Here is a 21,409-nt window from a genome sequence, read left to right as displayed (position 1 = left end):
AGCAGGGAGGCGGCCGCCGCCAGGGCGGCCGTCGGCCGCCGCTTAGCGGGCGTCGATCTTCTCGTGCAGGAAGGCGAGGATGTCCCCGGCGGGGACCATGGTGGCATCGCTGTCACGGCGTCCCTTGTACTCCAGTTCACCCTTGTCCAGTCCGCGGTCGCCGACCACCAGGCGATGGGGAATGCCCATCAGTTCCTGGTCGGCGAAACGCACGCCGGGGCGCAGGTCGCGATCGTCGAGCAGCACGTCGAAGCCGGCGGCGCTGAGCTCCTGATAGAGACGCTCGCTCTCCTCGCGCACGCGCTGTGACTTGTGGGCGTTCATCGGCACCACGGTGACGTGGAAGGGCGCGATGGCGTCCGGCCAGATGATGCCCCCGTCGTCATGGTTCTGCTCGATGGCGGCGGCCACGACCCGGCTCACCCCGATACCATAGCAGCCCATCCAGGGGTGCGCGGCCTTGCCGTTGGCGTCCAGCACGGTGGCATTCATCGCTTCGCTGTACTTCTGGCCCAGCTGGAAGACGTGGCCGACCTCGATGCCGCGCTTGATCGACAGCGTGCCCCGGCCGTCAGGCGAAGGATCGCCCTCGACCACGTTGCGCAGGTCGGCGACCTTGGGCAGCGGCAGGTCGCGCTCCCAGTTGATGCCGAAGTAGTGCTTGCCGTCGACGTTGGCGCCGGCGCCGAAGTCGCTCATCATCGCCACGCTGCGGTCGATCACGACCGGCATCTCGAGGTTCACCGGGCCCAGCGAGCCGGGGCCGGCGCCGGCCGCCGCGCGGATCTCTTCCTCGGTGCCCATGGTCAGCGGGCTCGCCACCTCGGGCAGGTTCTCGGCCTTGACCTCGTTGAGCTCATGATCGCCGCGCACCAGCAGCGCGATCAGGCCGCCCTCGGTGGCGTGCACCATCAGCGTCTTGATGGTCTTCTCGATCGGCAGGCCGTGCTGCTCGACCAGCGCGGCGATGGTCTTGGCATCCGGCGTGTCGACCAGGCGCAGCTCCTCGCGCGGGGCGTCGCGCTCGCCCTGGGGCGCCATCGCCTCGGCCTTCTCCATGTTGGCGGCGTAGTCGGACTCGGTGGAGAACACGATGTCGTCCTCGCCGGAGTCGGCCAGCACGTGGAACTCGTGGGAGCCGGTGCCGCCGATGGAGCCGTTGTCGGCGATCACCGGGCGGAAGTCGAGCCCCAGGCGGGTGAAGATGCGCACGTAGGTGTCGTACATCACCTGATAGGTGTCCATCAGCGAGGCTTCGTCGATGTGGAAGGAGTAGGCGTCCTTCATCACGAACTCGCGGGAGCGCATCACGCCGAAGCGCGGGCGGATCTCGTCGCGGAACTTGGTCTGGATCTGATAGAAGTTAGACGGCAGCTGCTTGTAGCTGGCGATCTCGCGGCGCACCAGGTCGGTGATGACTTCCTCGTGGGTCGGCCCGACGCAGTAGTCACGCTCGTGGCGGTCCTTGAGGCGCAAAAGCTCGGGGCCGTACTGGTCCCAGCGGCCGGATTCCTGCCACAGCTCGGCGGGCTGCACGGCCGGCATCAGCACTTCCTGGCCGCCGGCGCGATCCATCTCCTCGCGGACGATGCGCTCGACCTTGCGCAGGGTGCGAAGGCCCAGCGGCAGCCAGGTATAGAGCCCCGAGGTCAGGCGGCGGATCATCCCCGCGCGCAGCATCAGCTGATGGCTGATCACTTCGGCATCGGCGGGCGTTTCCTTGAGGGTGGAGATCAACAGTTGGCTGGCGCGCATGGGTCGCGGATATCCTCGAAAGCGTCGTATAGAGGGGGTGGGCCGACCGGATATGAGCGGCCCGAATTGAACGGCATTGTACGACCAAGCGCGAGTGGCGGCAAAAGGGCACGCGGCGTCGGCGTGGCTATGCCTTCGGGCGAAGGCGGGCGGGTGAGACGCTAGGTGCAAGACACCCGGGCGACGCCCGCGGCCAGGCAGGCGTTTTGGTGGGACCAGTCGGCGTGGTTGTTGACCTGGCCGTGGTCGCGCAGGGCGCGGATCGCGGCCAGATCGAGGCGGGCCAGCTGCCAGCCCGGCGTGGCGTCCCGGGCCTGGGTCAGCACGCCGTCGGGCGGGAAGCCGTGGTCGCAGGGCGTGTAGACGCCGGCCCGGCCGATGTTGATGTCCACCGCCGGCGACCACAGCGCCTCGCCCACCGTGGGCGAGTGCACGATCGCCACCTGCTGCTCGATGGCGCGGGCCTGGGCGCTGAGCCGCACGCGCTGGAAGCCGGCCTCGGTGTCGGTGCAGCTCGGTACCAGCAGCAGCTCGGCGCCGGCATCCACCAGCGCCCGGGCCAGCAGCGGGAACTCGCTGTCGTAGCAGATCAGCACGCCCAGCCGCCCGGCCGGGGTGTCGAAGACCCTGAGGCCGTGGCCGGCCTCGACGCCCCATTCGTCGTTCTCGAAGCGCGTCATCACCTGTTTGTCCTGATGGCCCGGATCACCGTCCGGGCCGCACAGCCAGGCGCGATTGACGAAGCGTCCGTCGTCGAGCCGCCAGGGCAGGGAGGGAGCGAGCAGGGTCACGCCATGCTCGCGGGCAAGCCCGCGCCAGGTCTCGACGAAGGCATCGCGCCAGGGCTGCAGACCGTGCAGCTGGGCCGCCAGGTCGCCCTGCTCGGCCTCGGGCAGCAGCGAGGCCAGCTCCATGGCGCCGTACTCGGGAAACACCAGCAGCTCGGCGCCGCGGCGGGCGGCGTCATGCACCCAGCGCGCCGCCTTGGCCTGGAAGTCGGCGAAGTCGGCGAACGCCTCGATGGGGTACTGGGCGGTCGCCACGGTCACCGTCGGCGGGTGTTTCTCGCTCATGAGTCCAGGGCCTTGAGCCAGAAGATCATCGGCTTGGCGGTCTCCTCGTCGGCATCGATGTCCTTCCAGGCGAAGGTGGTCGAGAGCGACGGCGTGCGGCGATAGCCCCAGGCGTTCCAGAAGTCGTGCAGTGGCCGGTAGTCGTCGGGCTTGAGCGGATGGTCGACCGGGCGTTCCACGGCGCAGAAGGCCGCATGGCCGAAGCCCTCGCTTTCGGCGTGGCTCTCGCGGGCCTCCATGAAGGCCTTGCCGATGCCGCGGCCGCGGTATTCGGGCAGCAGCACCGATTCTCCATAGTAGAAGACGCCTTCGGGGCGGTAGCCGGCGGCCTCGAAGGGGGCACGGAAGTCGTCGACCTCGTCGTCCAGCGGCTGGCCGGTGGCCGCGCCGACCAGGGTGTCGCCGTCGAAGGCCAACACGAAGAAGCTTTCCGGATTGGCGGCGTAGCGCTCGAGGTAGCTGGCCTCGTAGGCCTCGTTGCCGTCGTAGAGATAGGGGTAGTCACGGAAGACCCGGATGCGCAGCTGGGCCAGGGCCGGCAGGTGTGGGGTGATGTCGCGCCCCCGGCAGATGGAGAGAGTCGGGATCGCCATGGGCATGCTCCAGGGAAGTTGTTATTGGATCGCGGCAGCCTAGCAGCCCCCATCGCCATGGTGCGGCACCGAGGCGACGCCAGCAGTGCCCAGGGCGACATGGCTCAGTCGTCTTTTCCGGTGGCGCGCCAGCGGCCGATGGCCAGTGCCACCAGCCCGGCCACGAGCCCCCAGAAGGCCGCCCCGATGCCGCCCGGCGCGATGCCCGAGGCGGTGACCAGGAAGGTGAGCAGGGCGGCGTCTCGCTGGCGGGCATCGCCCAGGGCGTCGGCCAGCGAGGCACCGAGGGTCGGCAGCAGTGCCAGACCGGCGATGGCGACCACCAGTTCGCCGGGCAGGGCGGCGAACAGCGAGCTCACGGTAGCGCCGAACAGCCCCAGCAGCAGGTAGAAACCGCCCGCCGCGACCCCGGCGGCGTAGCGTCGCTGTGGGTCGTGATGGGCCTCCGGGCCCTGGCAGACCGCGGCGCTGATCGCCGCCAGATTGAGGGCGAAGCCGCCGAAGGGCGCGAGCACGAGGCCAGTCAGCCCGGTGCCGCCGACCAGCGGCGAGATCGGCGGCCGGTAGCCGGCGGCGCGCAGGGCGGCCACGCCGGGCAGGTTCTGGGAGGCCATGGTGACCACGAACAGCGGGATGCCGACGCCGATCAGCGTGCCGAGGTCGAAGCTCGGTGCCGTATAGGCCGGCACCGCCAGCGCCGGGGTAATGGCGCCGAGATCCAGCAGGCCCTGGGCCTGGGCCACCAGGCCCCCCACGGCCAGCACCAGCGGGATGGCATAGCGCGGCCACAGCCGCTTGGCCACCAGATAGGTCAGCCCCATCGCCAGCGGCAGCACCAGCCGATGCTCCACGGTCATCACCAGGTCGAGTCCGAAGCGCAGCAGCACGCCGGCCAGCATGGCCGAGGCCAGCGCCTGCGGCAGGCGGTGCATCAGGCGCTCGAACAGCCCGGTCACGCCGCACAGGGTGATCAGCAGCGACGAGAACAGGAAGGCACCGATCGCCTCGCTCATGGGCAGCCCCGGCAGGCTGGTGGCGAGCAGCGCCGCGCCCGGGGTCGACCAGGCGGTGAGCAGCGGCATGCGGTAGCGCAGCGAGAAGATCAGCGTGGTGACGCCGGAGCCGATGCCCAGCGCCCACAGCCAGGAGCCGATCTCGGCCTGGCTGGCGCCGGCCGCCTCGGCGGCCCGAACGATGATCGCCGCCGAGCTGGAATAGCCGATCAGCACGGCGATGAAGCCGGCGGTGAGGGTCGACAGGCTGCCGTCGCGCCACAGTGAGGGACGCTCGGCGCTGGCGGGACTCGGCGTTGGCCGGCTGGGCATGGGCATGGGAGGGCTCCGGGTGGCTGTGCGTTATAGCGCACGATGGCGCCACCCTAGCACCGTGCGCTAAAACGCACAAACGGGCAGGCAGGCCACGGCGGCCGCGCTACAATGGCGCCTTTCCATCTATCCGAACGATCTATCGGCTATCCGAACGATCTATCGGAACCGTCTGAACGCGACCGGGAGAGGCCGATGCAGGAGATCTCGCAGCATATTGCCGAACGGCTCAGGGCGCTGCGCCGCGCCGAGGCCTGGAGCCTCGATCGCACCGCCCGGGAGACCGGGGTCAGCAAGGCCATGCTGGGCCAGATCGAGCGCGGCGAATCGAGCCCCACGGTGGCGACGCTGTGGAAGATCGCCAGCGGCTTTCGCGTGCCGTTCTCGAGCCTGTTCGAACCCGAGGCCGTTGCCCCGGATGCGGGACTGGCCGGTGCCGCGCCTCAGGCTGCGCCGGCCTCCGAGGGCGATGCCGCCGGGATGTCGGCCGTGCCGCTGTTTCCCTTCGACCCCGCGCTCGGCTTCGAGCTCTTGGTGGGCACCCTGGCCGCGGGCGCGGTCAGCGAGTCGGCGCCCCACGCGCCGGGCGTGATCGAGCACCTGGTGGTGGTCGAGGGCGAGCTGGAGGTGCGGGTGGACGGCGCCTGGCGGCGTCTGGCGGCGGGCGAGGGACTGCGCTTCGCCGCCGACCGGCCCCACGCCTATCGCAACCCGGCCGAGCGGCCGGCGCGCTTCCACGACGTCATCCACTATCCCCGCGGCGCGGGTGGCTTCCCGGGCGTCGCCGCGGACGGCGAGAGCGGCGAGGCGAGCGCCGGATCGGCCAGCGCCTCGGGCCGGTAGCGGGCGAGCAGCGCCCACAGCCGAGCGGCGGTGTCGGCGTCCGGCCGGCCGCGATAGTCGGCGGGCCGATAGCGCATCTGGAAGGCGCGCAGCGCGCCTCGGGTCGCACTATCGAGTTCGCCGCTCGGCGTGACCGCGTAGCCCCAGGCCGCCAGCGCCCGCTGCAGGACGGCGAGCGGCGGTGGGCCCGCGGCGAACAGGCGACGGTAGCGGGCCAGGTCGGCTTCCAGCGGCCAGGTGCCGATGCCGGCCGCATACAGGCGCCGCCAGGGGAAGGCCGGTCCCGGATCGATCTTGCGTGTGGGCGCGATCTCGGCGTGGCCGAGCAGGTCGGTGGGGGCGATGTCGTGGCGCGCGATCAGGTCCCTGAGCAGGGCGATCAGCGCCGTGATCTGCTCGTCGGGGAAGGGCGCCCAGGCCACCGTCGAGGCGGCCTCGATGGACGGGCGATCCGGCCCGGCGTTGACCAGTTCGATGCCCAGAGAGCTGTCGTTGAGATGGGTGCGGTCCGCCCAGGCGCTGGCGCCGGCGTGCCAGGCGCGGCGCGACTCGTCGACCAGGCGATAGACCCGTGGCGCGCCGCGCTCCCGGCCGGGCCGGCGCGGCACCAGGTAGTGGGCGCTGACGCGGGGCCCGCTGAGAATCTCCAGCGAGGTCGCCTCGTCCTCGTCGGTGTAGTGCAGCACCAGAAAGCGCACCCGGCTGGAGTGGGCGCTGGACGAATGGCTGTCGTCGATCACCACGCCGCCGGGCCCGACGGGGCGTTCGCCGCCGGCGCAGCCGCCCAGCAGCAGGGCGAGCACCATGTAGAGCAGTGCCATGGAGCGCATGCTCAGGCCGTCCAGGGCAGCTGGCGCACCGCCAGCCCCAGCGCCAGGGTGGCGGTGACGCTGAGCAGGGTGCCCAGCAGCACGTACTCGGTGAGCTTGCGGTCGCGGCGGGCACGCAGATCGCCGAAGCGCAGCACCGACTTGGCGGTGAGCAGAAAGCCCACCGCGGTCAACTCGTCGAGCAGCACCAGGGTCAGCACCAGCAGCCGTTCGAGCATGCCGATGCGAGCCCCGGCGGCGACCAGGGTGCCGGGGTCGGTGACCTCCTCGCTCCAGGGGCGCATGGCCAGCGCGATGGCGATGGCCATGGGGCGGGTGACCAGCAGATAGGCGAGAGCGTGAGCCATCACCTCGGGACGGCTCAGCCAGTCGAGCGCCGCGCTCAGAGGCGCCAGGCTGCCCAGCGAGGCCAGCCAGACGCCCAGCAGCACGATCAGGTGCAGGGCCTGATCGAGCACGAACCAGCACAGCTGCCGCGGGTCCAGATGCGCCTTGCCCAGGTCGATCAGCGCGTGGCTGGCGGCGATGGTCACCGACCAGGCCACGGCGGCGAGCGGATCGATGCCGGCGATCAACAGCACCGCCAGGGCCAGCAGCCCATGGATCCCGGCATGCAGGTAGAGCACGCCGGCACGGGCCTTGTCGCGCTGGCGTGCCTCGACCCAGCGCCGCGGCTGGAGCAGGAAGTCGCCCACCAGGTGGACGAGGATCAGGGCGAACAGCGTCGTCAGGGCCGTGGCGGTCATGGCGTCGCCTCCTCGTCGGCGAGCGATGCGCGGAAATGCGTCAGGGTGTCGGCCAGCAGGGGCCAGCGGGCGGCGCGCAGGCGCTTGTGGACGCTGGGCTGACGAATGCCCAGCCGCTCGGCCAGCGCCTGCTGGGTGAGATCCTCGGTCAGGCGCAGGCCGACCGCCTCGGCGGCGCGGGGCGACCAGTCGGCCAGCAGGGCGTCGAGGTGGCGGATCAGCAAGGCTTCGCAGGGGGCCTCATCGACGTCGGTGTGCCGCAGGGCGAGGTGCGCGTCCGATGCGTCCAGCGCATCCAGGGTGCGGCCGGAGGCGACGAAGACCGGGCCGTCGGCGGAGGCCAGCGCCTCGCCGGGCCGCCAGTCGTCACGCCCCACCGCGATGGCGAGCCGGGCGTCCCAGCGGTGTCCGGCCTCGGAGCGCGCGATCAGGGCGGCGCGCAGCGCCACGGCCGCCTCCAGTGCCGCCTCGACCCGGGCGATGGCGAGCTGGAAACCGTCGCCGCGATAGCGCTGATAGTCTCCCTCGTGGCGCTCGGCGAGGCCCTCCAGGGTCGTCTCGAGCACCCGGTGGAGGCGCTGGCCCTCCTCGAGGCGGCGCGAATCGATGATGTCGCCGGTGATGACGGCGAGACGTGTGGCCATGGAGACTCCCGAGGGCGACGGTCATGCCTCAGGATAGATTCTCAGGGCTATTTTTCAATGTAATAGCCTTATTTGGCTATATCGGGCCGCGCCTCGCTGGAGCCCGCGTCGCGGGGCTTCTCGCCCTGCCCGCGGGCGGCGACGTCGACGCCCGGCGCGAGCGTCTCGGCGATCGACGATCCGCCATGCGACTTCGGCTGGCGTGATGACACCATTGCCGAATCGGCAATAGCCAATTGCATCTTGTCGCCTTTTTCCCGCCTGGGCCCTGCCCTAGCCTCGGGGGGTGAGGCCGTCACTGGCAAGGAGAAGAAGAGCGTGCTGCTTCAATGACTTGCCGACGGATCGTTCATCGTGAGGGAGAGCGCTTCCATTCTCATGTCAACAGCCACATCGACACGCCTTGCCTACGTCAATTATCAGGTCGATCGCCCCGAAGGCTTGCAGATTCAGGTGGATCCTAACGGGGAGACCGGACGACGTATCGAGCCGGAGCACGATCGTCGTGGGGTCAGACTGCATGATCTTCGCGTGGTGCCGACCGATTTCGTCACGCAGGGGCTGGTCTTGGTGGAGACGCCGTCCCTTGCCGTGGATGTGCGGGATCCCGAAACACGAGACCGCCAGCACACGCCGGCGATAGAGACACTGCTCAAGCAACAGCTGGGGGCAAGCGACGTGCATGTCTTCGATCACACCCTGCGCGGCTTCGAGGGGGAACGTGTGCCGGCCCAGCATGTTCACGTCGACTATTCGTCAGATGCCGGCTCTCAGCGTCTGCGTGACGTTCTGCCACCGGCACAGGCCGAGCAATGGCTGCGCGGCCACTATGGCATCGTCAATGTGTGGCAGCCCGTGGAACATAGCGTGGAGCGCGACCCACTGGCGTTTGTGGATGTGTCTACCGTTCAGCCCGATGACTGGGTCGACATCGATATTCTCTATCCGGATCGCCGCGGTCAGATTCAGGGGCTGGTTCACAATCCCGCTCACCGCTGGTACTTCGCCTCCCGCATGCGGCCGAATGAGGCCATCCTCTTCAATGCCTTCGATAGCGCCGGCAAGCCGCCCGTCGCGCATACCGCCGCCGAATTGCTGAATACCGCGCCCGAGGCGCCGACACGCACCAGTCTCGAGACGCGGGTGCTGGTGCGCTATGCCGACTGAGACTCGCGCCCTGTCGCCTGCCTCGGCTGACGTCGGGCGACCTCAGCCGCGCGCCTGTCATCCATCACATGTTTCTCGTCACTCAGGAGCTTTTGTCATGAGCCTGTCTTTCCATGCCGTGAGTCACGAACGCGGCTTCAATCCCAAGCCCCTCCCTATCTGGAGTGACAACGGCGAGGTGGGCGACTTCTTCGACACCGATGACGTGGCTGCCGCCACCCGCCAGGAAGTAGAGGGCGTTCCGGGCGCCTTCCAGCTACTCGACGTACTGACCCCCCGGGAAGCCGACCACTTCGTGCAGGCCGTCGAGGAGATGGGCTTCGAGGAGGACGCTCCCGTTTCCCTGCCGCGCTCGGTCCGTCACAACCATAACGTCAACTGGATCGTCAGTGAGGCGATCGACAGGGTGATCTGGTCGCGTGTGGCCTCTCTGGTCAACGAGCGTATCGACGGAGAACAGGCCAAGGGTATCAATGCGCGCTTTCGCGTCTATCGCTATGAGGTGGGCGACTTCTTCAAGCCGCATACCGATGGGGCCTGGCCCGGCAGCCGCGTCATCGACGGTCAAGTCGTCACGGATGCCTACCCGGGCCTGATGAGCCATTACACCTTCCTGATCTTCCTGAGCGATGGCTACACCGGCGGTCGCACCGAGTTCCTGGTCAGCCGCACCGATCCCGGCAAGCCGGCCCGGTCACGCGATGACATCCAGACCGTCTCGGTCTCGACCCCCAAGGGCGCGGTGCTGTGCTTCCCGCATGGCTCTCATCCGCAGCACTGCGTGCATGCCAGCGAACCGATCACGGAGGGGGCCAAGTACATCATCCGCAGCGATATTCTTTTCTAATCCTTGCCGAGGGCCCCTTGGTGCGGCGCTTCCTCTTGCATCTCGCGAGGCATTCAACAGGAGAGGCGCTCGCGCCGCGCCATCAAGAAATCGACCCAGGCGCGTACACGAGGGTTACTCTGATTCTCTCGGGCGAAGACGACATGAATGCCGGTATCGAAATCGGTCGATGTCACATGATAGTCCTCCAGCACCGGCACCAGATGACCCATGGCCAGTTCGTGACGGATAGCCCAGAGCGGCTGGACCACCACGCCGGCTCCATCCAGCGCGGCCTGGGTGAGGATGTCGGCATTATTGGTCCGCAGAGCGCCGGATCGCGCCGAGATGCGGTGTAATACTCCTCCCTGCGTCAGCCGCCAGTAATGGTTGCTGGCGCTGTAGCTGAACGTCAGTAAACGATGTTGATCCAGATCGTTCGGCTCGCTGATCGGGGGCCTGGCTTCGAGGTAGGAGGGGGCTGCCGCCAGCATGAAACGCTGATCGGTAATGCGGCGCGCAATCAGGCTGGAGTCGTCGAGATGACCGATGCGAATGGCGACATCGAAGTCGTTCTTCACGAGATCGACCATGTCATCGCTGCTGATGATCTCCAGGGCCACCTCGGGATACAGCTGCATGAACTCGCTCACCATTGGAGCGAGGTAGAGGCGAGAGTAGCGCCAGGGCACGGACACTCTGAGCGGCCCGGCGACGCGCTCTCCCAGGGTGTCCAGGTCGCGGGTCAGGTGCTCCACTTCGGCGAGGATGGCGCGAAAGCGCACCAAGGCATGTTCTCCGGCTGGCGATAGACGCACATGCCGGGTCGTACGAACCAGCAGGGGCTCGCCCAGGTGACGTTCCAGCTGGTTGACATGTCGTGTGGCCGTCGAGGACGCGATATCCAGCTCCCGCGCGGCCGCAGCGAAGCTCTGATGTTCGGCGACCTTGAGCAAGGTCCGCAGTTGCTGGGTCAGTTCTTTCATGGCCATCCATCGCTATTCGACGTCAATGGTCCAGCCCGCGTGACAACGTCGGTCTCGGTGTTTGCGTTGCTCCCGTGTCGGACGGGGGCTGCATCCTGAGACAGGGCTGGTTCAGCCGATATCCTGCCCACGAGGGCGTTTCGTATTCAACTGCCCCGGACACTGCCCCAGCTGCGATTTGGACTGTCTGTCCTTGCGATGATCCTGACGTGCAAGGCTAGGCCCCCAGGTTGCGTGATGGGCTCTCACTTCCTGACATCGGTGGCGAAGCGCGCGGCATTCTCCCTGAGGAACTCGCTTTCGTCGGCGTCACCCCAGAAGGCGGGCTGTGCCTTCGGGATGGTCAAGGCCTTCTGGATCTGGGGGCGCGCATCGAGCCGCTCGAACCAGGCCTTCAGGTGGTCGAGACCCTCGACCGACACCTTGGCCCAGACGTAGGCGCGTGCCCAGGGATAGGTCGCCATGTCGGCGATGGTGTATTGATCTCCCGCCAGCCACTCGCGGCCCTCCAGGCGGGTGTTCAGGACCTCCAGCAGGCGACGGGATTCCTCCACGTAACGCGTGATGGAGAAGGGTTCCTGCTGGCCGTTGGGGGCGGCGATGCGCTGGAAGTACATGGCCTGGCCCATCATCGGGCCGATGCCGCCCATCTGGAACATCAGCCACTGCAGCGTTTCGCTGCGGGCCTTGGCCTCTCTGGGCAGGAAGCGGTCGTACTTCTCGGCCAGGTACCAGAGGATGGCGCCGCTCTCGAACACGGCGAAGTCGTCGTTGCCCCGGTCGACGATGGTGGGAATGCGCCCGTTGGGATTGAGCTTGAGATAGTCGGGCGCCTTCTGCTCCTTCTTGCCGAAGTCGATGAAGGTCAGCTCGTAGGGCACCTCCGCTTCCTCGAGAAAGATGACCGGCTTGTAACCGTTCATGGTGGCGGCGGTGTACAGGTGAATATCCGGCTGTGACATGGTGAACGTCCTCATGGGGGTGACGCGATGAAGGGCGGTGCGCGTCGGGCCCGGTACCCTCTTGCATCGGGCCCGACGCGCATGGCCTGTTGCCTGTGGACGATCACATCTGACGGTCCCAGAGGCTCTCCTGGTAGCGCTTCACGTCCTCCTCGAATCGTGCGGGATGCACGTTGCGGAACGCATGCTCGTCCAGCGGGATGAGGCGTACCATCTCATCGATCATGGAGGAGGGGTCGAGCTGTAGATCGTCCCCGGCGAACAGCTGCTGGGTCTCGCGGATCGGCGCCTCGGGGGTGAAGTGCGTCTTCGGGTCGTACCACTGGTCGAGGGTGTCGTACATGCGGTCGTTGAAGCCGGTGCGGAAGGGGCCCGGGTTGATGGTGGCGACCTTCACGCCCAGCGGTGCCAGCTCTTCATGCAGGAGCTGGGCAATGGCCTCCAGGGCATGCTTGGACGCGACATAGGGCGCGAGGTAGGGGAAGGTGGTGAACCCGGCGATGGACGATACCAGCACGATCTTGCCCTGGCCGCGGTCGGCGAAGGCCTTGGCGTAAGGCTGCACGAACTCCAGCGTCGAGAAGACGTTCGTCTCGAAGACCTTGCGCACGCGCGACACGGGGATTTCGGCGATGGGGCCGGTCTCGCCGATCGCCGCATTAGCCACCACAACATCCACCTCGGCGCCGTAGCGCGCAAAGATGCTGTCGCGATCCGGAGCATCGGTGATGTCGAGTTTCTCGACCTCCAGGTCAACGCCCTGCTGCTGCGCCTTCTCCTTCAGGGCCGACACCTGGGGCCAGATCTCCACCGTGGCAATCACCCTGTGCCCTTGTTGCGCCAGTGCCAGTGCCGCCCCTTCCGCCAGGCCGCTGCCGGCCCCGGTCATCAGAATGGTCTTCATCGTCTCTCTCCTCGGGATAAGTGCGATCACGCCAGGTCGTCGCGATCCAGGCGTTCGAAAATGATGGCCTCGACGGAAGTCGCGCCAACGTTGGTCACCTGGTGGGCCCAGGCCTCGTTGTGCATGACGTCGCCTGCTACCACGTCACGCTCCACGACATCGCCACTTTCCAGCGCGATGCGCAGGCGGCCGGCAGAAAGGAAGTAGACGATCTCTTCGGGATGGCGGTGAGGCGCATCGGCGGCGCCGGGGGCCATGGTCATGTGAACCAGGCGTGTCTCACCGGTGTTGATGAGCTCGCGGTAGAACTCCGGGGAGGCCTGGTCGGCCAGCGGAACCGGGTGCCCAGCGTCAGGCCATTGAGGCGTTGTCATGGGGGATTCTCCTGAGTGTGACGGAGGCATCAGCCGAAGACGCGCTCGAGGTGGGCGTCGAAGCGGGCGAGGTCGCTGTCGATGTCGGGATTCTTCATCACGTCGTAGGCGCCGAAGGTCGGCAGGGTGCTCATGTCGAAGAAGCGTGCGTTCAGATGCACGGGGGCGACCAGGTCATCCAGCGACTTGCCGGCGAAGAAGGGTTCGTCGGGGTCGTTGAAGGCCTCGGCCGGGGCGTTGAGCGTGACGCTGAGCATGTACTGTGTGCCGGTGAGAGTGCCGCCCAGCCCGTAGTTCTCCTTCGGCTTCTCGGCGGTGCGCCCGTCGCCCTCGCAGAAGCGGCCGTCCATGCCGGCGGTATAGACCTCATCCATGTACTTCTTGAAGGACCAGGGCACCATCATCCAGTTGATCGGGAACTGCATGATCACGACATCGGCCCACTGGTGATCGGCGATCGCCTCCTCGACGTCATACCCTTCGGCGATGCGGCTGACACGCACCTCGTGTCCCTGGTCGGCCAGCCATGAGCGGGCACGCTCAGCCAGAGTGTCATTCAGTGTGCCCTTGGCAAACGGGTAGGGCTGATGTCCGTTGATGATCAAGATCTTACGCATGAAATCCTCCGCCACGACGGGCAACGAGTAGTGGATCAACAAGCTCTGCAGGCGTTAAGATGACGCGAGGGGTAACCAAAAACAACTAGTATACTTTTGGTAACCTTGTTCTTCGGAGGACCGACCGGGCCCGCCCCGGGATGGCCTCTTCCGGGGAGCCCTCGGGAATCGATGAGCGGTTTCAGGCCCAGAACCCGATTGGCGCTGGGCAGACACGACAGGAGGTGTGCGATTGGATGCGTTTGTGACGGAAGATCCGAAAGGCCGGCGCCGGGTAGCGGCGCCCTGCATGGAACCCTGCGCCATCGAGAAGGGCATGCGCGTGCTCGGTGGCAAGTGGACGGGGTCCTTGTTGTGGCACATCAAGGACGGGCCGGTGCGGTTCAATGACCTGGCCCGGATGGTGGGCGGTGCCAGCAAGAAGATGATCACCGAGCGACTGCGCTTCCTCGAGGCGAAGGGATTGATCTCCCGCCACGTGCGCGAGACGTCCCCGGTGATCGTGGAATATGCGATCACGCCGCTGGGGGAGACCGCCATCAAGGTGCTCGATGAGTTGCGCGAATGGAGCGAGTCCTTGCCGGCCGATGTCGTGGCGGAGTGACGGCACCATGTACAGGATCTCGGGGCGATCGCCGCGACCTCCAGGAGGCCTCGTGATCAGAGCCCGTGGCTTCGCGCTGGTCGCACAGCAGGCGCTGGGGATGACGCCGCTGGCCGGCAGTGGCCTGGCGATGCTGGCGCTGGGCGTGCTGTAGCTCCAGGAGCGGGTGAACCGCTCCCGAGTCGCCGAGGCGATGGCGTGATGGAACCATCGTTCGACAAGGCCACGGCCCCCTTGGCGAAGGGGGCCTGGTAGCGGGCGGGGGGGGCCACCGTCATGAAAGGGGACCGGCGGGGCCTCTCGGCCGTCGGGGCCGAGAGGCGGATTCCTTATCGTCAGCTCGACGGCAGCATGGGCAGCCAGAGGGCCAGGGCCACCAGCGCGGCCAGCAGCACCGGCGGGGTGATGATCAGCCCGACCTTCATGTACTGCCCCCAGCCGATGCGGTAGCCCTTGCCGGCCAGCACGTGCAGCCAGAGCAGGGTGGCGAGGCTGCCGATGGGCGTGAATTTGGGCCCCAGGTCGTTGCCGATGATGTTGGCATAGACCATCAGCTGCTGGGTCGTCGCCGAGACCTGGGCCTGATCGATGGCCAGCGCCCCCACCAGGGTCGAGGGCATGTTGTTCATCAGCGAGGCGAGGAGCGCCGAGGCGAACCCGGTCCCCACGGTGGCCACGAAGGCGCCCTGGCCGCCGAGCCATTCCAGCACCGAGGCGGCCTCGGCGGTCAGCCAGGCATTGCCCAGGCCATAGACCACCAGGTACATGCCCAGCGAGAACAGCACGATCTGCCAGGGGGCGTCGCCGATGACCTTCCTGAGCGAGATGACATGCAGGTGGCTCGAGGTGAACCAGCGTCCGGCGATGGCCATCAGCACCAGGGCCGCTACCCCCATGATGGCGGCGAACGGGACCTGCCAGCGGGTGGTCAGGAACAGCGCGACCAGCAGCCCGGCGAGCAGCGGGAAGGCGGCGCGGAAGACCTGGCGGTCGCGGATCGCCGAGGCCGGCGCCTCGAGCCGCTCGACGTCGTAGCGGCCCGGCACGTCGTGGCGGAAGTACCAGCCGAGCACCGCCAGCGTGGCCAGAAGCGACACCAGATCGACCGGCACCATCACCTGGGCATAGCGCGAGAAGCCGATATCGAAGTAGTTGGCGCTGACGATGTTCACCAGGTTGGAGATGACCAGCGGCAGGCTGGTCGAGTCGGCGACGAAGCCGGTGGCGATGATGAAGGCCAGGGCGGCCCCGGGGCGGAAGTCGAGACGCGTCAGGATGGCGACGACGATCGGTGTCAGCAGCAGGGCGGCGCCGTCGTTGGCGAACACCGCGGCGATCATGGCCCCGAGGATCACGATCAGCGGAAACAGCAGCCGCCCTCGGCCGTTGCCCCAGCGGGCGATGTGCAGGGCGGCCCAGGCGAAGAAGCCGGCCTCGTCGAGGATCAGCGAGATGATGATCAGCGCCACGAAGGTGAAGGTGGCATCCCAGACGATGTGCCAGACCGTGCCTACGTCGCCCCAGTCGACGACCCCGGTGGCCAGCGCCACCGCGGCGCCCCCCAGGGCGCTCCAGCCGATACCGAGTCCCCTGGGCTGCCAGATGACCAGCACCAGGGTGACCACGAAGATGGCGAATGCCAGCATGCAGGACTCCTTTCCGGGATGTGGACTCAGTGCGTCGACTGGTTGACGCGGCGTGACACCGCCTCGGCGCTCTCGACCCGCTCCGAATAGCGGTCGGTCAGGTAGGCGGCTCGCCCCCGGGTCAGCCAGGTGAACTTCACCAGCTCCTCGCAGACGTCGACCACCCGCAGGTAGAGCGGCGACAGGCGCATGCGCCCGGCCTCGTCGAACTCGTTGAAGGCCCTCGGCACCGAGGACTGGTTGGGGATGGTCAGCATGCGCATCCAGCGGCCGAGGATGCGCAGCTGATTGACGGCATTGAAGCTCTGGCTGCCGCCGGAGACCTCCATCACCGCCAGCGTCTTGCCTTGGGTCGGCCGAACGCCGCCCAGGGCCAGGGGGATCCAGTCGATCTGGGCCTTCATGATGCCGGTCATGGCGCCGTGGCGTTCGGGGCTGACCCACAGCATGCCTTCGCTCCACTCGGCCAGCTCGCGCAATTCCCGCACCTTGGGGTGGTCGCTGTCGGCGTCGTCCGGCAGCGGCAGGCCGGAGGGGTCGAAGGTGCGCACCTCGCAGCCGTACCAGCGCAGCAGGCGTGCCGCTTCCTCGGCAAGCAGGCGCGAATAGGAGCGCTCGCGCAGCGAGCCGTACAGCACCAGAAGACGTGGGGCGTGATGCGGCTCGTCGGGACCCACCAGCGCGTCGGTATCGATGGGGCGCAAGAGCTCGGGGTCGATGTTGGGAAGGTCGGACGTCATGACGCAGGTGCCTCGAAACGGATGAATTCGCCGTCCTCCTTGGTGAACTCGGCGACGGGGTTCGGCAGCAGTCCCAGTACCGTCTCCGACGGCCGGCACAGGCGGGTGCCCCGTTCTGTCACCACGATGGGACGATTGATCAGGATGGGGTGGGCCAGCATGGCATCGATCAACTGCTCGTCGCTCAGCGCCGGGTCGTCCAGCCCCAGGTCATCAAAGGGCGTGCCCTTGCGGCGCAGCAGTTCACGAGGCGTGATGGCCATGTCGGCCAGCAGCTCCCGCAGCTTCTCGCGCCTGGGCGGCGTCGTCAGGTAGTCGATGACGTGGGGCTCCTCGCCGGAGGCGCGAAGCATGGCCAGGGTGTTGCGGGAGGTCCCGCACGCCGGGTTGTGATAGATCACGCTGATCATTTCGCAGTGTCCTTTGAAGGGCGGCAGCAAGGCTGGAGTTCCTCGAGCAACGGTTCGCAGAGCTCGGGGCTGCCGGCACAGCAATCGCGCACCAGGAAACTGAGCGTCTCGCGCATGTGGTCGAGGCTGGCGCGGTAGATCACCGAACGGCTATGGCGGCGCGAGACCACCAGCCCCGCTCGGGACAGCACGCCCAGGTGGGTCGACATGGTGTTGTGCGGCACTTCCATCAGTCTGGCGATCTCGCCGGCTGGCAGGCCTTCCGGTTCGTGGCGTACCAGCAGGCGAAAGGTCTCCAGCCGGGTCGCCTGGGAGAGGGCCGTGAAGGCCTCGAGCATTTTTTTGGTGTCCATATGTCTAGAATTACAGAAATATCGGGTGGCCACAAGGTCGTGCGGGGAACCCTTGCCACCTACTGTGTCATCTATGACCCACGGGGCGTCAGCGAGGCCCAGCTGGAGACCTGGATCGACGAGGCGCTAGCGGCAAGAGACGCCTGAGGGGGATACGGCCTCGATGGGGCTACCGTTGGGTATGTTTGCCCTTGTCGCAGCGGCTGCGTCTCAGGCCATGGGGTCGCGCGAATGGCCTTCCCTGGCCATTCTGTCGCGGTGGCGGGCTGGCTCGACTCTGCCCTCGACACCGCGCCCGTCACGCTCCTGCTTCCCGATCACGCCCTTGTCGGGGCTCCGGGGCTCAATCCCAGTCCGGCGCGAAGTCCGGATCGGCGATGCGCTCGCCGCGATCCAGCTCGGCGATGGCCTGCATCTCCTCATCGCTGAGCGTCAGGTCGAAGGCCGCCAGGTTGCTGCGGATGTTCTTCGCCTTGGTGGAGGAGGGGAAGGTGACGATGTCCTGCGCCTTGAGCCAGGCCAGCGCCACCTGCGCCGGGCTGGCGTCATGGCGCTCGGCGATCTGCTTGAGGGTGGCATCCTCCATGACCTTGCCCACCGCCAGCGGCATGAAGGCGGTCACCTCGATGCCGTGCTCCCGGCACTTCTCGATCACCTGGCGATTCTGCAGGAAGGGGTGCACCTCGACCTGGTTGGTCAGGATCTCGCCGCGCCCGAGAATCGACACGGCACGGTCCAGCTGCGCGCAGGTGAAGTTGGAGACGCCGATGTGGCGTGCCTTGCCGGAGGCCTTGACCTTCTGGAGCGCCGGCAGATAGTCCTCCATCGCGACCTCGTCGTTCGGTGACGGCCAGTGGATGAGCAAGAGATCCACGTAGTCGGTCTTCAGGCGCTCGAGGCTCTCGTCCACGCTCTTTTCCAGGTCGCCCGGTACCAGGCGGTCATGCCACACCTTGGTGGTGAGGAAGATCTCGTCCCGGGCGATGCCGCTGTCGGCCAGGACGTCACCGACCTCGGCTTCGTTCCCGTAGAACTGGGCGGTATCGACATGGCGATAGCCCGCCTCCAGGGCCGTGGTCAGGCTGTCTCGCAGGGTGTCGCCCTCGAGGCGGAAGGTGCCAAAGCCGGGGTTGGGCAGTGTTGTCGCGGTCATGAAGACTCCTGATCGTGGTGAAGTGTCCCTGAGTGCCCTCGGGGGCTTCTCGGCATGCTGATGGCCCCCTCCCTCCCAAGGAGGAGAAGACGTGACATTCACACTGGGGGCGAAGGGGCGATGAGACAATGCCGCTCGGCGAAAAAGATTATTTTGCTAATTGAAAAGGTCCGACGGCCCGAGAGATCGACAAGGAGCGCGGCACCTTGTCGGACGACGGTGCCGCGCCGAGGCCCAATGGGCGATCCGTTCGGCGGTGATTCCCCCAGTCGGTATGCTCAGGCAGGCGAGCGAGTGGGTCAGCGAGCCGTCTGTGGCCGAGGCGCTTCGCCCCGTGGCCGAGTGCGTCCCACCGGTGCGCTGATGCAGACCAGGCAGGCCAGGATCAGCACGATGCCCAGCCAGCCGGTGGCCGGCAGGCGCTCGCCGATGATGATCACCGCCAGGCCGGCGGCCACGACGGGCTCGAACAGGGTGATGGTGGTGGCCGTGCTGGCCGGGACCCTCGCCAGGCCATGCCCGAAGCAGAGATAGCCCAGCAGCATCGGCACGAGGGCCATGTAGAGACCGACGGCGGCGTTGTTCCAGGAGGCCAGCAGCGGGGCGCCGGTCAGCAGCAGGACCGGCACCAGCAGCAGGCCGCCGATGCCGAAGGTGGCGCCCATGGCGGCGCGCGAGGGGATGCCCTGCTGCATCAGGCGGCGTGCCGTCCAGGAATACAGGGCATAGCTGAGGCCGGCGAGCAGGCCGAGCAGGGTGCCCGGGAGCACGTCGGTCGTCGTGCCCGCCGGGACATGCCCCACCCCCTCGGCCAGGCACAGCAGCAGCATGCCGGAGAGCCCCAGCCCGGCGCCGAGCATCCAGCGTGCCCCGAGGCGCAGCCCGTCCAGCCGCGACTCAATCAGTGCCGAGAGCAGGGGAGCCGAGCCGATGGAGACCACCGTGCCGATGGTCACGCCGGCCAGGCGCATGGAGGCATAGAAGGCGAGCGGGTAGATGGCCACGGCGATCGCCCCGATCACGAGCCAGCGCCAGTGGGGCCTGAGCCGAGACCGGTGGTGGCGAATCCTGCCTGCCGAGAGCATCGCCTGCATCAATCCCCCGCCGCCCATGGCGACGGCCCCGATGGCGACCGCTCCGACATCCGGGGCGAAGGTGGCGGCCGTGCCGGTCGTGCCCCACAGCACCGCCGCCATCAGCACGGTCAGGATGCCCAGTAACCGTTCGTTGCCCTGCCGTGTCATGCGACCTCCAGCATGGCCGCTGCCATGGTGCGCGCCTGCCGCAGGCAGTCGCTCTCGCCCTCCAGGCCCGCCCGGGCCATTGCGCCCTCGAGCAGGAAGGCCAGGTGCTGTGCCAGCTGCTGGGCCCTTGCCCGGTCGTTAAACAGCGCCTCGAGGTGTTCCGCCAGCAAGGCCTCGACCTGTTCCTTGTGCCGTCGCACCACGGCCCTGCCGCCCGCGCCCGCCGGCAGTTCGGCGGCCGCATTCAGCAGCCCGCAGCCCCGAAAGCCGCGCGGATAGGCGTGCTCGGCATGATCCTCGTAGGCGAGGAAGACCGCCATCACCCTGTCCTGGGGAGTGTGGGCCTGTGCCAGGCGCGTGGCGTAGAGGTCCAGCCATTCGGCATGGCGTACCTCGAGGTAGGTCGCCACCAGCGCGGCCTTCGAGGCGAAGTTGTTATAGAGGCTCTTCTTGGCGACCCCGGCGTGCTTGACGATGGTGTCGATGCCGGTGGCGGTGATGCCATCGTGGTAGAAGAGCTCGGCGGCCGCCTCGATGAGGCGCTGCTGGGCGCTGGCGGGCGCGTTGGGCGATAGGCGAGACATGGGAACCTCATGGCGAGAGTAGGTAGACCAGTCTACCTACTCTCGCCATGAGAGCAACGACTCCTGACGCGGGCTTAGGTGACAAGTGGTGCTCATCTCAGGGCGCCGGCCTCCTGGCGGCGCCCTGAAGGCAGGCGTGACGCCTGCCGCGCCCTATGACGCCACCTCGTCCAGCAGCCAGTCCCTGAAGGCGGTAAAGCGTGGCAGCTCGGCGCATTCCGGCCGGCAGACAACGTGGTAGGCCAGCGGCGAGGCATAGCGGAAGCTCGGGAACAAACGCACCAGCCGACCCGCCTTGATGTCGTCGTGAACCATCACGCTGCGGGCAAGGGCGATGCCATGCCCGTCGATCGCCGCCTGAAGGATGGCGGCTGAGTTGTTGATCTGCATGCCGCGGCCGTTGTTCACCTGGGGAACACCCGCCTTGGTCAGCCATGCCTGCCAGGTGGGGAAGTCGCGATGACCTTGCATGGAAAGGTCGTGGATGAGGACCTTGCCGGCGAGGTCGCCCGGATGGTTCAAGGGGCCGCCGTTCTCCAGCAAGGCGGGCGCACACACCGGATAGACCTCTTCCTCCATGAGTCTTGTCGCCAGCAGCCCGGGCCAGTGACCCGCGCCATAGCGAATCCCTGCGTCAATGCCATGTGCGGCCAGATCCAGCGGCCGGTGTTGGGTGTCCAGTCGTAGATCCAGCTCGGGCCAGGCGTGATGAAAGCGCTCGATCCTCGGCAGCAGCCACTTGGCGGCAAAGGCGGGGCTGACGGTGACGGTCAGCACCTGCCTCTCGTCCGTTTCTCGCAGTATTTCCACCCCCGTCGCCAGGCTGTCGAGACCCGCGCGAATGTCGGGCAGGGCGTCGCCGCCGCGAAGAGTGCCAGACCCTGGGTCGCCCGGTGGAAAAGCGTGGCCGGGCACGGGGTCTTTGGCGTGTCGATGTACGCCGTGGCGCTTCTGCTAGCCCCCTGGGTGGCATAGGGCCGGTGCATGAAGGGCTGGCATTGCAGGAAGCAGCAGGGGAACGTCTCCCTGC

Annotated in this window: 25 protein-coding genes; 4 read left to right on the top strand and 21 right to left on the bottom strand. The window is 67.5% G+C overall.

The annotated features are described in order from the left end of the window. Positions 1–42 precede the first annotated feature (42 nt). The 4 genes from FIU88_RS11285 to FIU88_RS11270 form a co-directional block, all read right to left on the bottom strand. Positions 43–1,755, bottom strand: coding sequence for a proline--tRNA ligase (locus FIU88_RS11285; protein WP_152479313.1), 1,713 nt, complete (start codon positions 1,753–1,755; stop codon positions 43–45). 161 nt (positions 1,756–1,916) lie between these two features. After that, positions 1,917–2,828, bottom strand: coding sequence for a carbon-nitrogen hydrolase family protein (locus FIU88_RS11280; RefSeq protein WP_152479312.1), 912 nt, complete (start codon positions 2,826–2,828; stop codon positions 1,917–1,919). Further along, positions 2,825–3,421: a GNAT family N-acetyltransferase gene (locus FIU88_RS11275; protein WP_016854294.1), complete on the bottom strand. Its 597-nt coding sequence runs from the start codon at positions 3,419–3,421 to the stop codon at positions 2,825–2,827. The genes FIU88_RS11280 and FIU88_RS11275 overlap by 4 nt, the downstream gene beginning before the upstream one ends. Before the next feature lie 104 nt (positions 3,422–3,525). Continuing rightward, positions 3,526–4,752 carry a benzoate/H(+) symporter BenE family transporter gene (locus tag FIU88_RS11270; protein WP_152479311.1) on the bottom strand — a complete coding sequence of 409 codons (1,227 nt, stop codon included), beginning with the start codon at positions 4,750–4,752 and terminating at the stop codon, positions 3,526–3,528. Between the two features lie 189 nt (positions 4,753–4,941). Here FIU88_RS11270 and FIU88_RS11265 point away from each other — a divergent pair, with 189 nt between their 5' ends. After that, entirely contained in the window at positions 4,942–5,589 is a 648-nt protein-coding gene (locus FIU88_RS11265) for a helix-turn-helix domain-containing protein (protein WP_152479310.1), read from the top strand. Here the strand turns inward: FIU88_RS11265 and FIU88_RS11260 are convergent. The 4 genes from FIU88_RS11260 to FIU88_RS19200 form a co-directional block, all read right to left on the bottom strand. Beyond that, positions 5,496–6,410: an N-acetylmuramoyl-L-alanine amidase gene (locus FIU88_RS11260; RefSeq protein ID WP_253742526.1), complete on the bottom strand. Its 915-nt coding sequence runs from the start codon at positions 6,408–6,410 to the stop codon at positions 5,496–5,498. The genes FIU88_RS11265 and FIU88_RS11260 overlap by 94 nt on opposite strands. An 11-nt stretch (positions 6,411–6,421) precedes the next feature. Continuing rightward, the gene (locus FIU88_RS11255; RefSeq protein ID WP_152479309.1) at positions 6,422–7,165 is read right to left on the bottom strand and encodes a DUF3307 domain-containing protein; all 744 of its coding nucleotides are present in this window, start codon (positions 7,163–7,165) and stop codon (positions 6,422–6,424) included. Next, the gene (locus FIU88_RS11250; RefSeq protein ID WP_152479308.1) at positions 7,162–7,809 is read right to left on the bottom strand and encodes a hypothetical protein; all 648 of its coding nucleotides are present in this window, start codon (positions 7,807–7,809) and stop codon (positions 7,162–7,164) included. The genes FIU88_RS11255 and FIU88_RS11250 overlap by 4 nt, the downstream gene beginning before the upstream one ends. Positions 7,810–7,877: 68 nt before the next feature. Beyond that, a complete protein-coding gene (locus FIU88_RS19200; RefSeq protein WP_172977714.1) occupies positions 7,878–8,051 on the bottom strand; it encodes a hypothetical protein in 174 nt (57 codons plus the stop codon). A gap of 136 nt (positions 8,052–8,187) precedes the next feature. Here FIU88_RS19200 and FIU88_RS11245 point away from each other — a divergent pair, with 136 nt between their 5' ends. Together FIU88_RS11245 and FIU88_RS11240 are read left to right on the top strand one after the other, a co-directional pair. Beyond that, positions 8,188–8,976: a CmcJ/NvfI family oxidoreductase gene (locus tag FIU88_RS11245; RefSeq protein WP_152479307.1), complete on the top strand. Its 789-nt coding sequence runs from the start codon at positions 8,188–8,190 to the stop codon at positions 8,974–8,976. Positions 8,977–9,073: 97 nt separating this feature from the next. Then, positions 9,074–9,823, top strand: a complete 750-nt coding sequence (locus tag FIU88_RS11240; RefSeq protein ID WP_152479306.1) for a 2OG-Fe(II) oxygenase — start codon at positions 9,074–9,076, stop codon at positions 9,821–9,823. A 53-nt stretch (positions 9,824–9,876) separates the two neighbouring features. Here FIU88_RS11240 and FIU88_RS11235 read toward each other — a convergent pair whose 3' ends face one another. The 5 genes from FIU88_RS11235 to FIU88_RS11215 form a co-directional block, all read right to left on the bottom strand. Continuing rightward, positions 9,877–10,788 carry a LysR family transcriptional regulator gene (locus FIU88_RS11235; RefSeq protein WP_172977713.1) on the bottom strand — a complete coding sequence of 304 codons (912 nt, stop codon included), beginning with the start codon at positions 10,786–10,788 and terminating at the stop codon, positions 9,877–9,879. A 245-nt stretch (positions 10,789–11,033) separates the two neighbouring features. Continuing rightward, positions 11,034–11,750 (bottom strand): glutathione S-transferase family protein, encoded by a 717-nt coding sequence (locus tag FIU88_RS11230; RefSeq protein ID WP_152479304.1) that lies wholly within the window; start codon positions 11,748–11,750, stop codon positions 11,034–11,036. Positions 11,751–11,853: 103 nt separating this feature from the next. Then, positions 11,854–12,654 carry an SDR family oxidoreductase gene (locus tag FIU88_RS11225; protein WP_152479303.1) on the bottom strand — a complete coding sequence of 267 codons (801 nt, stop codon included), beginning with the start codon at positions 12,652–12,654 and terminating at the stop codon, positions 11,854–11,856. Between the two features lie 26 nt (positions 12,655–12,680). Continuing rightward, entirely contained in the window at positions 12,681–13,028 is a 348-nt protein-coding gene (locus tag FIU88_RS11220; protein ID WP_172977712.1) for a cupin domain-containing protein, read from the bottom strand. Between the two features lie 29 nt (positions 13,029–13,057). After that, positions 13,058–13,645, bottom strand: a complete 588-nt coding sequence (locus tag FIU88_RS11215; RefSeq protein WP_152479301.1) for an NAD(P)H-dependent oxidoreductase — start codon at positions 13,643–13,645, stop codon at positions 13,058–13,060. Between the two features lie 232 nt (positions 13,646–13,877). On the opposite strand from FIU88_RS11215, the gene FIU88_RS11210 reads away from it, so the two are divergent. Continuing rightward, positions 13,878–14,249, top strand: coding sequence for a helix-turn-helix domain-containing protein (locus FIU88_RS11210; RefSeq protein ID WP_016854280.1), 372 nt, complete (start codon positions 13,878–13,880; stop codon positions 14,247–14,249). A 335-nt stretch (positions 14,250–14,584) separates the two neighbouring features. On the opposite strand, the gene FIU88_RS11205 is transcribed toward FIU88_RS11210, so the two are convergent. The 8 genes from FIU88_RS11205 to FIU88_RS11170 form a co-directional block, all read right to left on the bottom strand. Continuing rightward, positions 14,585–15,895: an arsenic transporter gene (locus FIU88_RS11205; RefSeq protein ID WP_152479300.1), complete on the bottom strand. Its 1,311-nt coding sequence runs from the start codon at positions 15,893–15,895 to the stop codon at positions 14,585–14,587. A 26-nt stretch (positions 15,896–15,921) separates the two neighbouring features. After that, positions 15,922–16,635, bottom strand: coding sequence for an arsenical resistance protein ArsH (arsH, locus tag FIU88_RS11200; RefSeq protein WP_016854275.1), 714 nt, complete (start codon positions 16,633–16,635; stop codon positions 15,922–15,924). Then, the gene (gene arsC, locus FIU88_RS11195) at positions 16,632–17,045 is read right to left on the bottom strand and encodes an arsenate reductase (glutaredoxin) (RefSeq protein WP_016854274.1); all 414 of its coding nucleotides are present in this window, start codon (positions 17,043–17,045) and stop codon (positions 16,632–16,634) included. Before arsC ends, arsH begins: the two co-directional genes overlap by 4 nt. Continuing rightward, positions 17,042–17,383, bottom strand: a complete 342-nt coding sequence (locus FIU88_RS11190) for a helix-turn-helix transcriptional regulator (protein WP_016854273.1) — start codon at positions 17,381–17,383, stop codon at positions 17,042–17,044. The genes arsC and FIU88_RS11190 overlap by 4 nt, the downstream gene beginning before the upstream one ends. 358 nt (positions 17,384–17,741) lie before the next feature. Beyond that, entirely contained in the window at positions 17,742–18,551 is an 810-nt protein-coding gene (gene dkgB / locus FIU88_RS11185) for a 2,5-didehydrogluconate reductase DkgB (RefSeq protein ID WP_152479299.1), read from the bottom strand. 299 nt (positions 18,552–18,850) lie between these two features. After that, positions 18,851–19,795, bottom strand: coding sequence for a DMT family transporter (locus FIU88_RS11180; RefSeq protein ID WP_152479298.1), 945 nt, complete (start codon positions 19,793–19,795; stop codon positions 18,851–18,853). Beyond that, positions 19,792–20,379 (bottom strand): TetR/AcrR family transcriptional regulator, encoded by a 588-nt coding sequence (locus FIU88_RS11175; protein WP_152479297.1) that lies wholly within the window; start codon positions 20,377–20,379, stop codon positions 19,792–19,794. Before FIU88_RS11175 ends, FIU88_RS11180 begins: the two co-directional genes overlap by 4 nt. A 153-nt stretch (positions 20,380–20,532) precedes the next feature. Beyond that, positions 20,533–21,156 (bottom strand): LysR substrate-binding domain-containing protein, encoded by a 624-nt coding sequence (locus FIU88_RS11170; RefSeq protein WP_152479296.1) that lies wholly within the window; start codon positions 21,154–21,156, stop codon positions 20,533–20,535. Positions 21,157–21,409 lie beyond the last annotated feature (253 nt).

It is taken from the genome of Halomonas sp. THAF12 (genome assembly GCF_009363675.1).
GTDB classification, from domain to species: Bacteria; Pseudomonadota; Gammaproteobacteria; order Pseudomonadales; family Halomonadaceae; genus Halomonas; species Halomonas smyrnensis.
The sequence above is the reverse complement of the archived record's forward strand: the minus strand, read 5'-3'. Positions and strand labels throughout refer to the sequence as shown.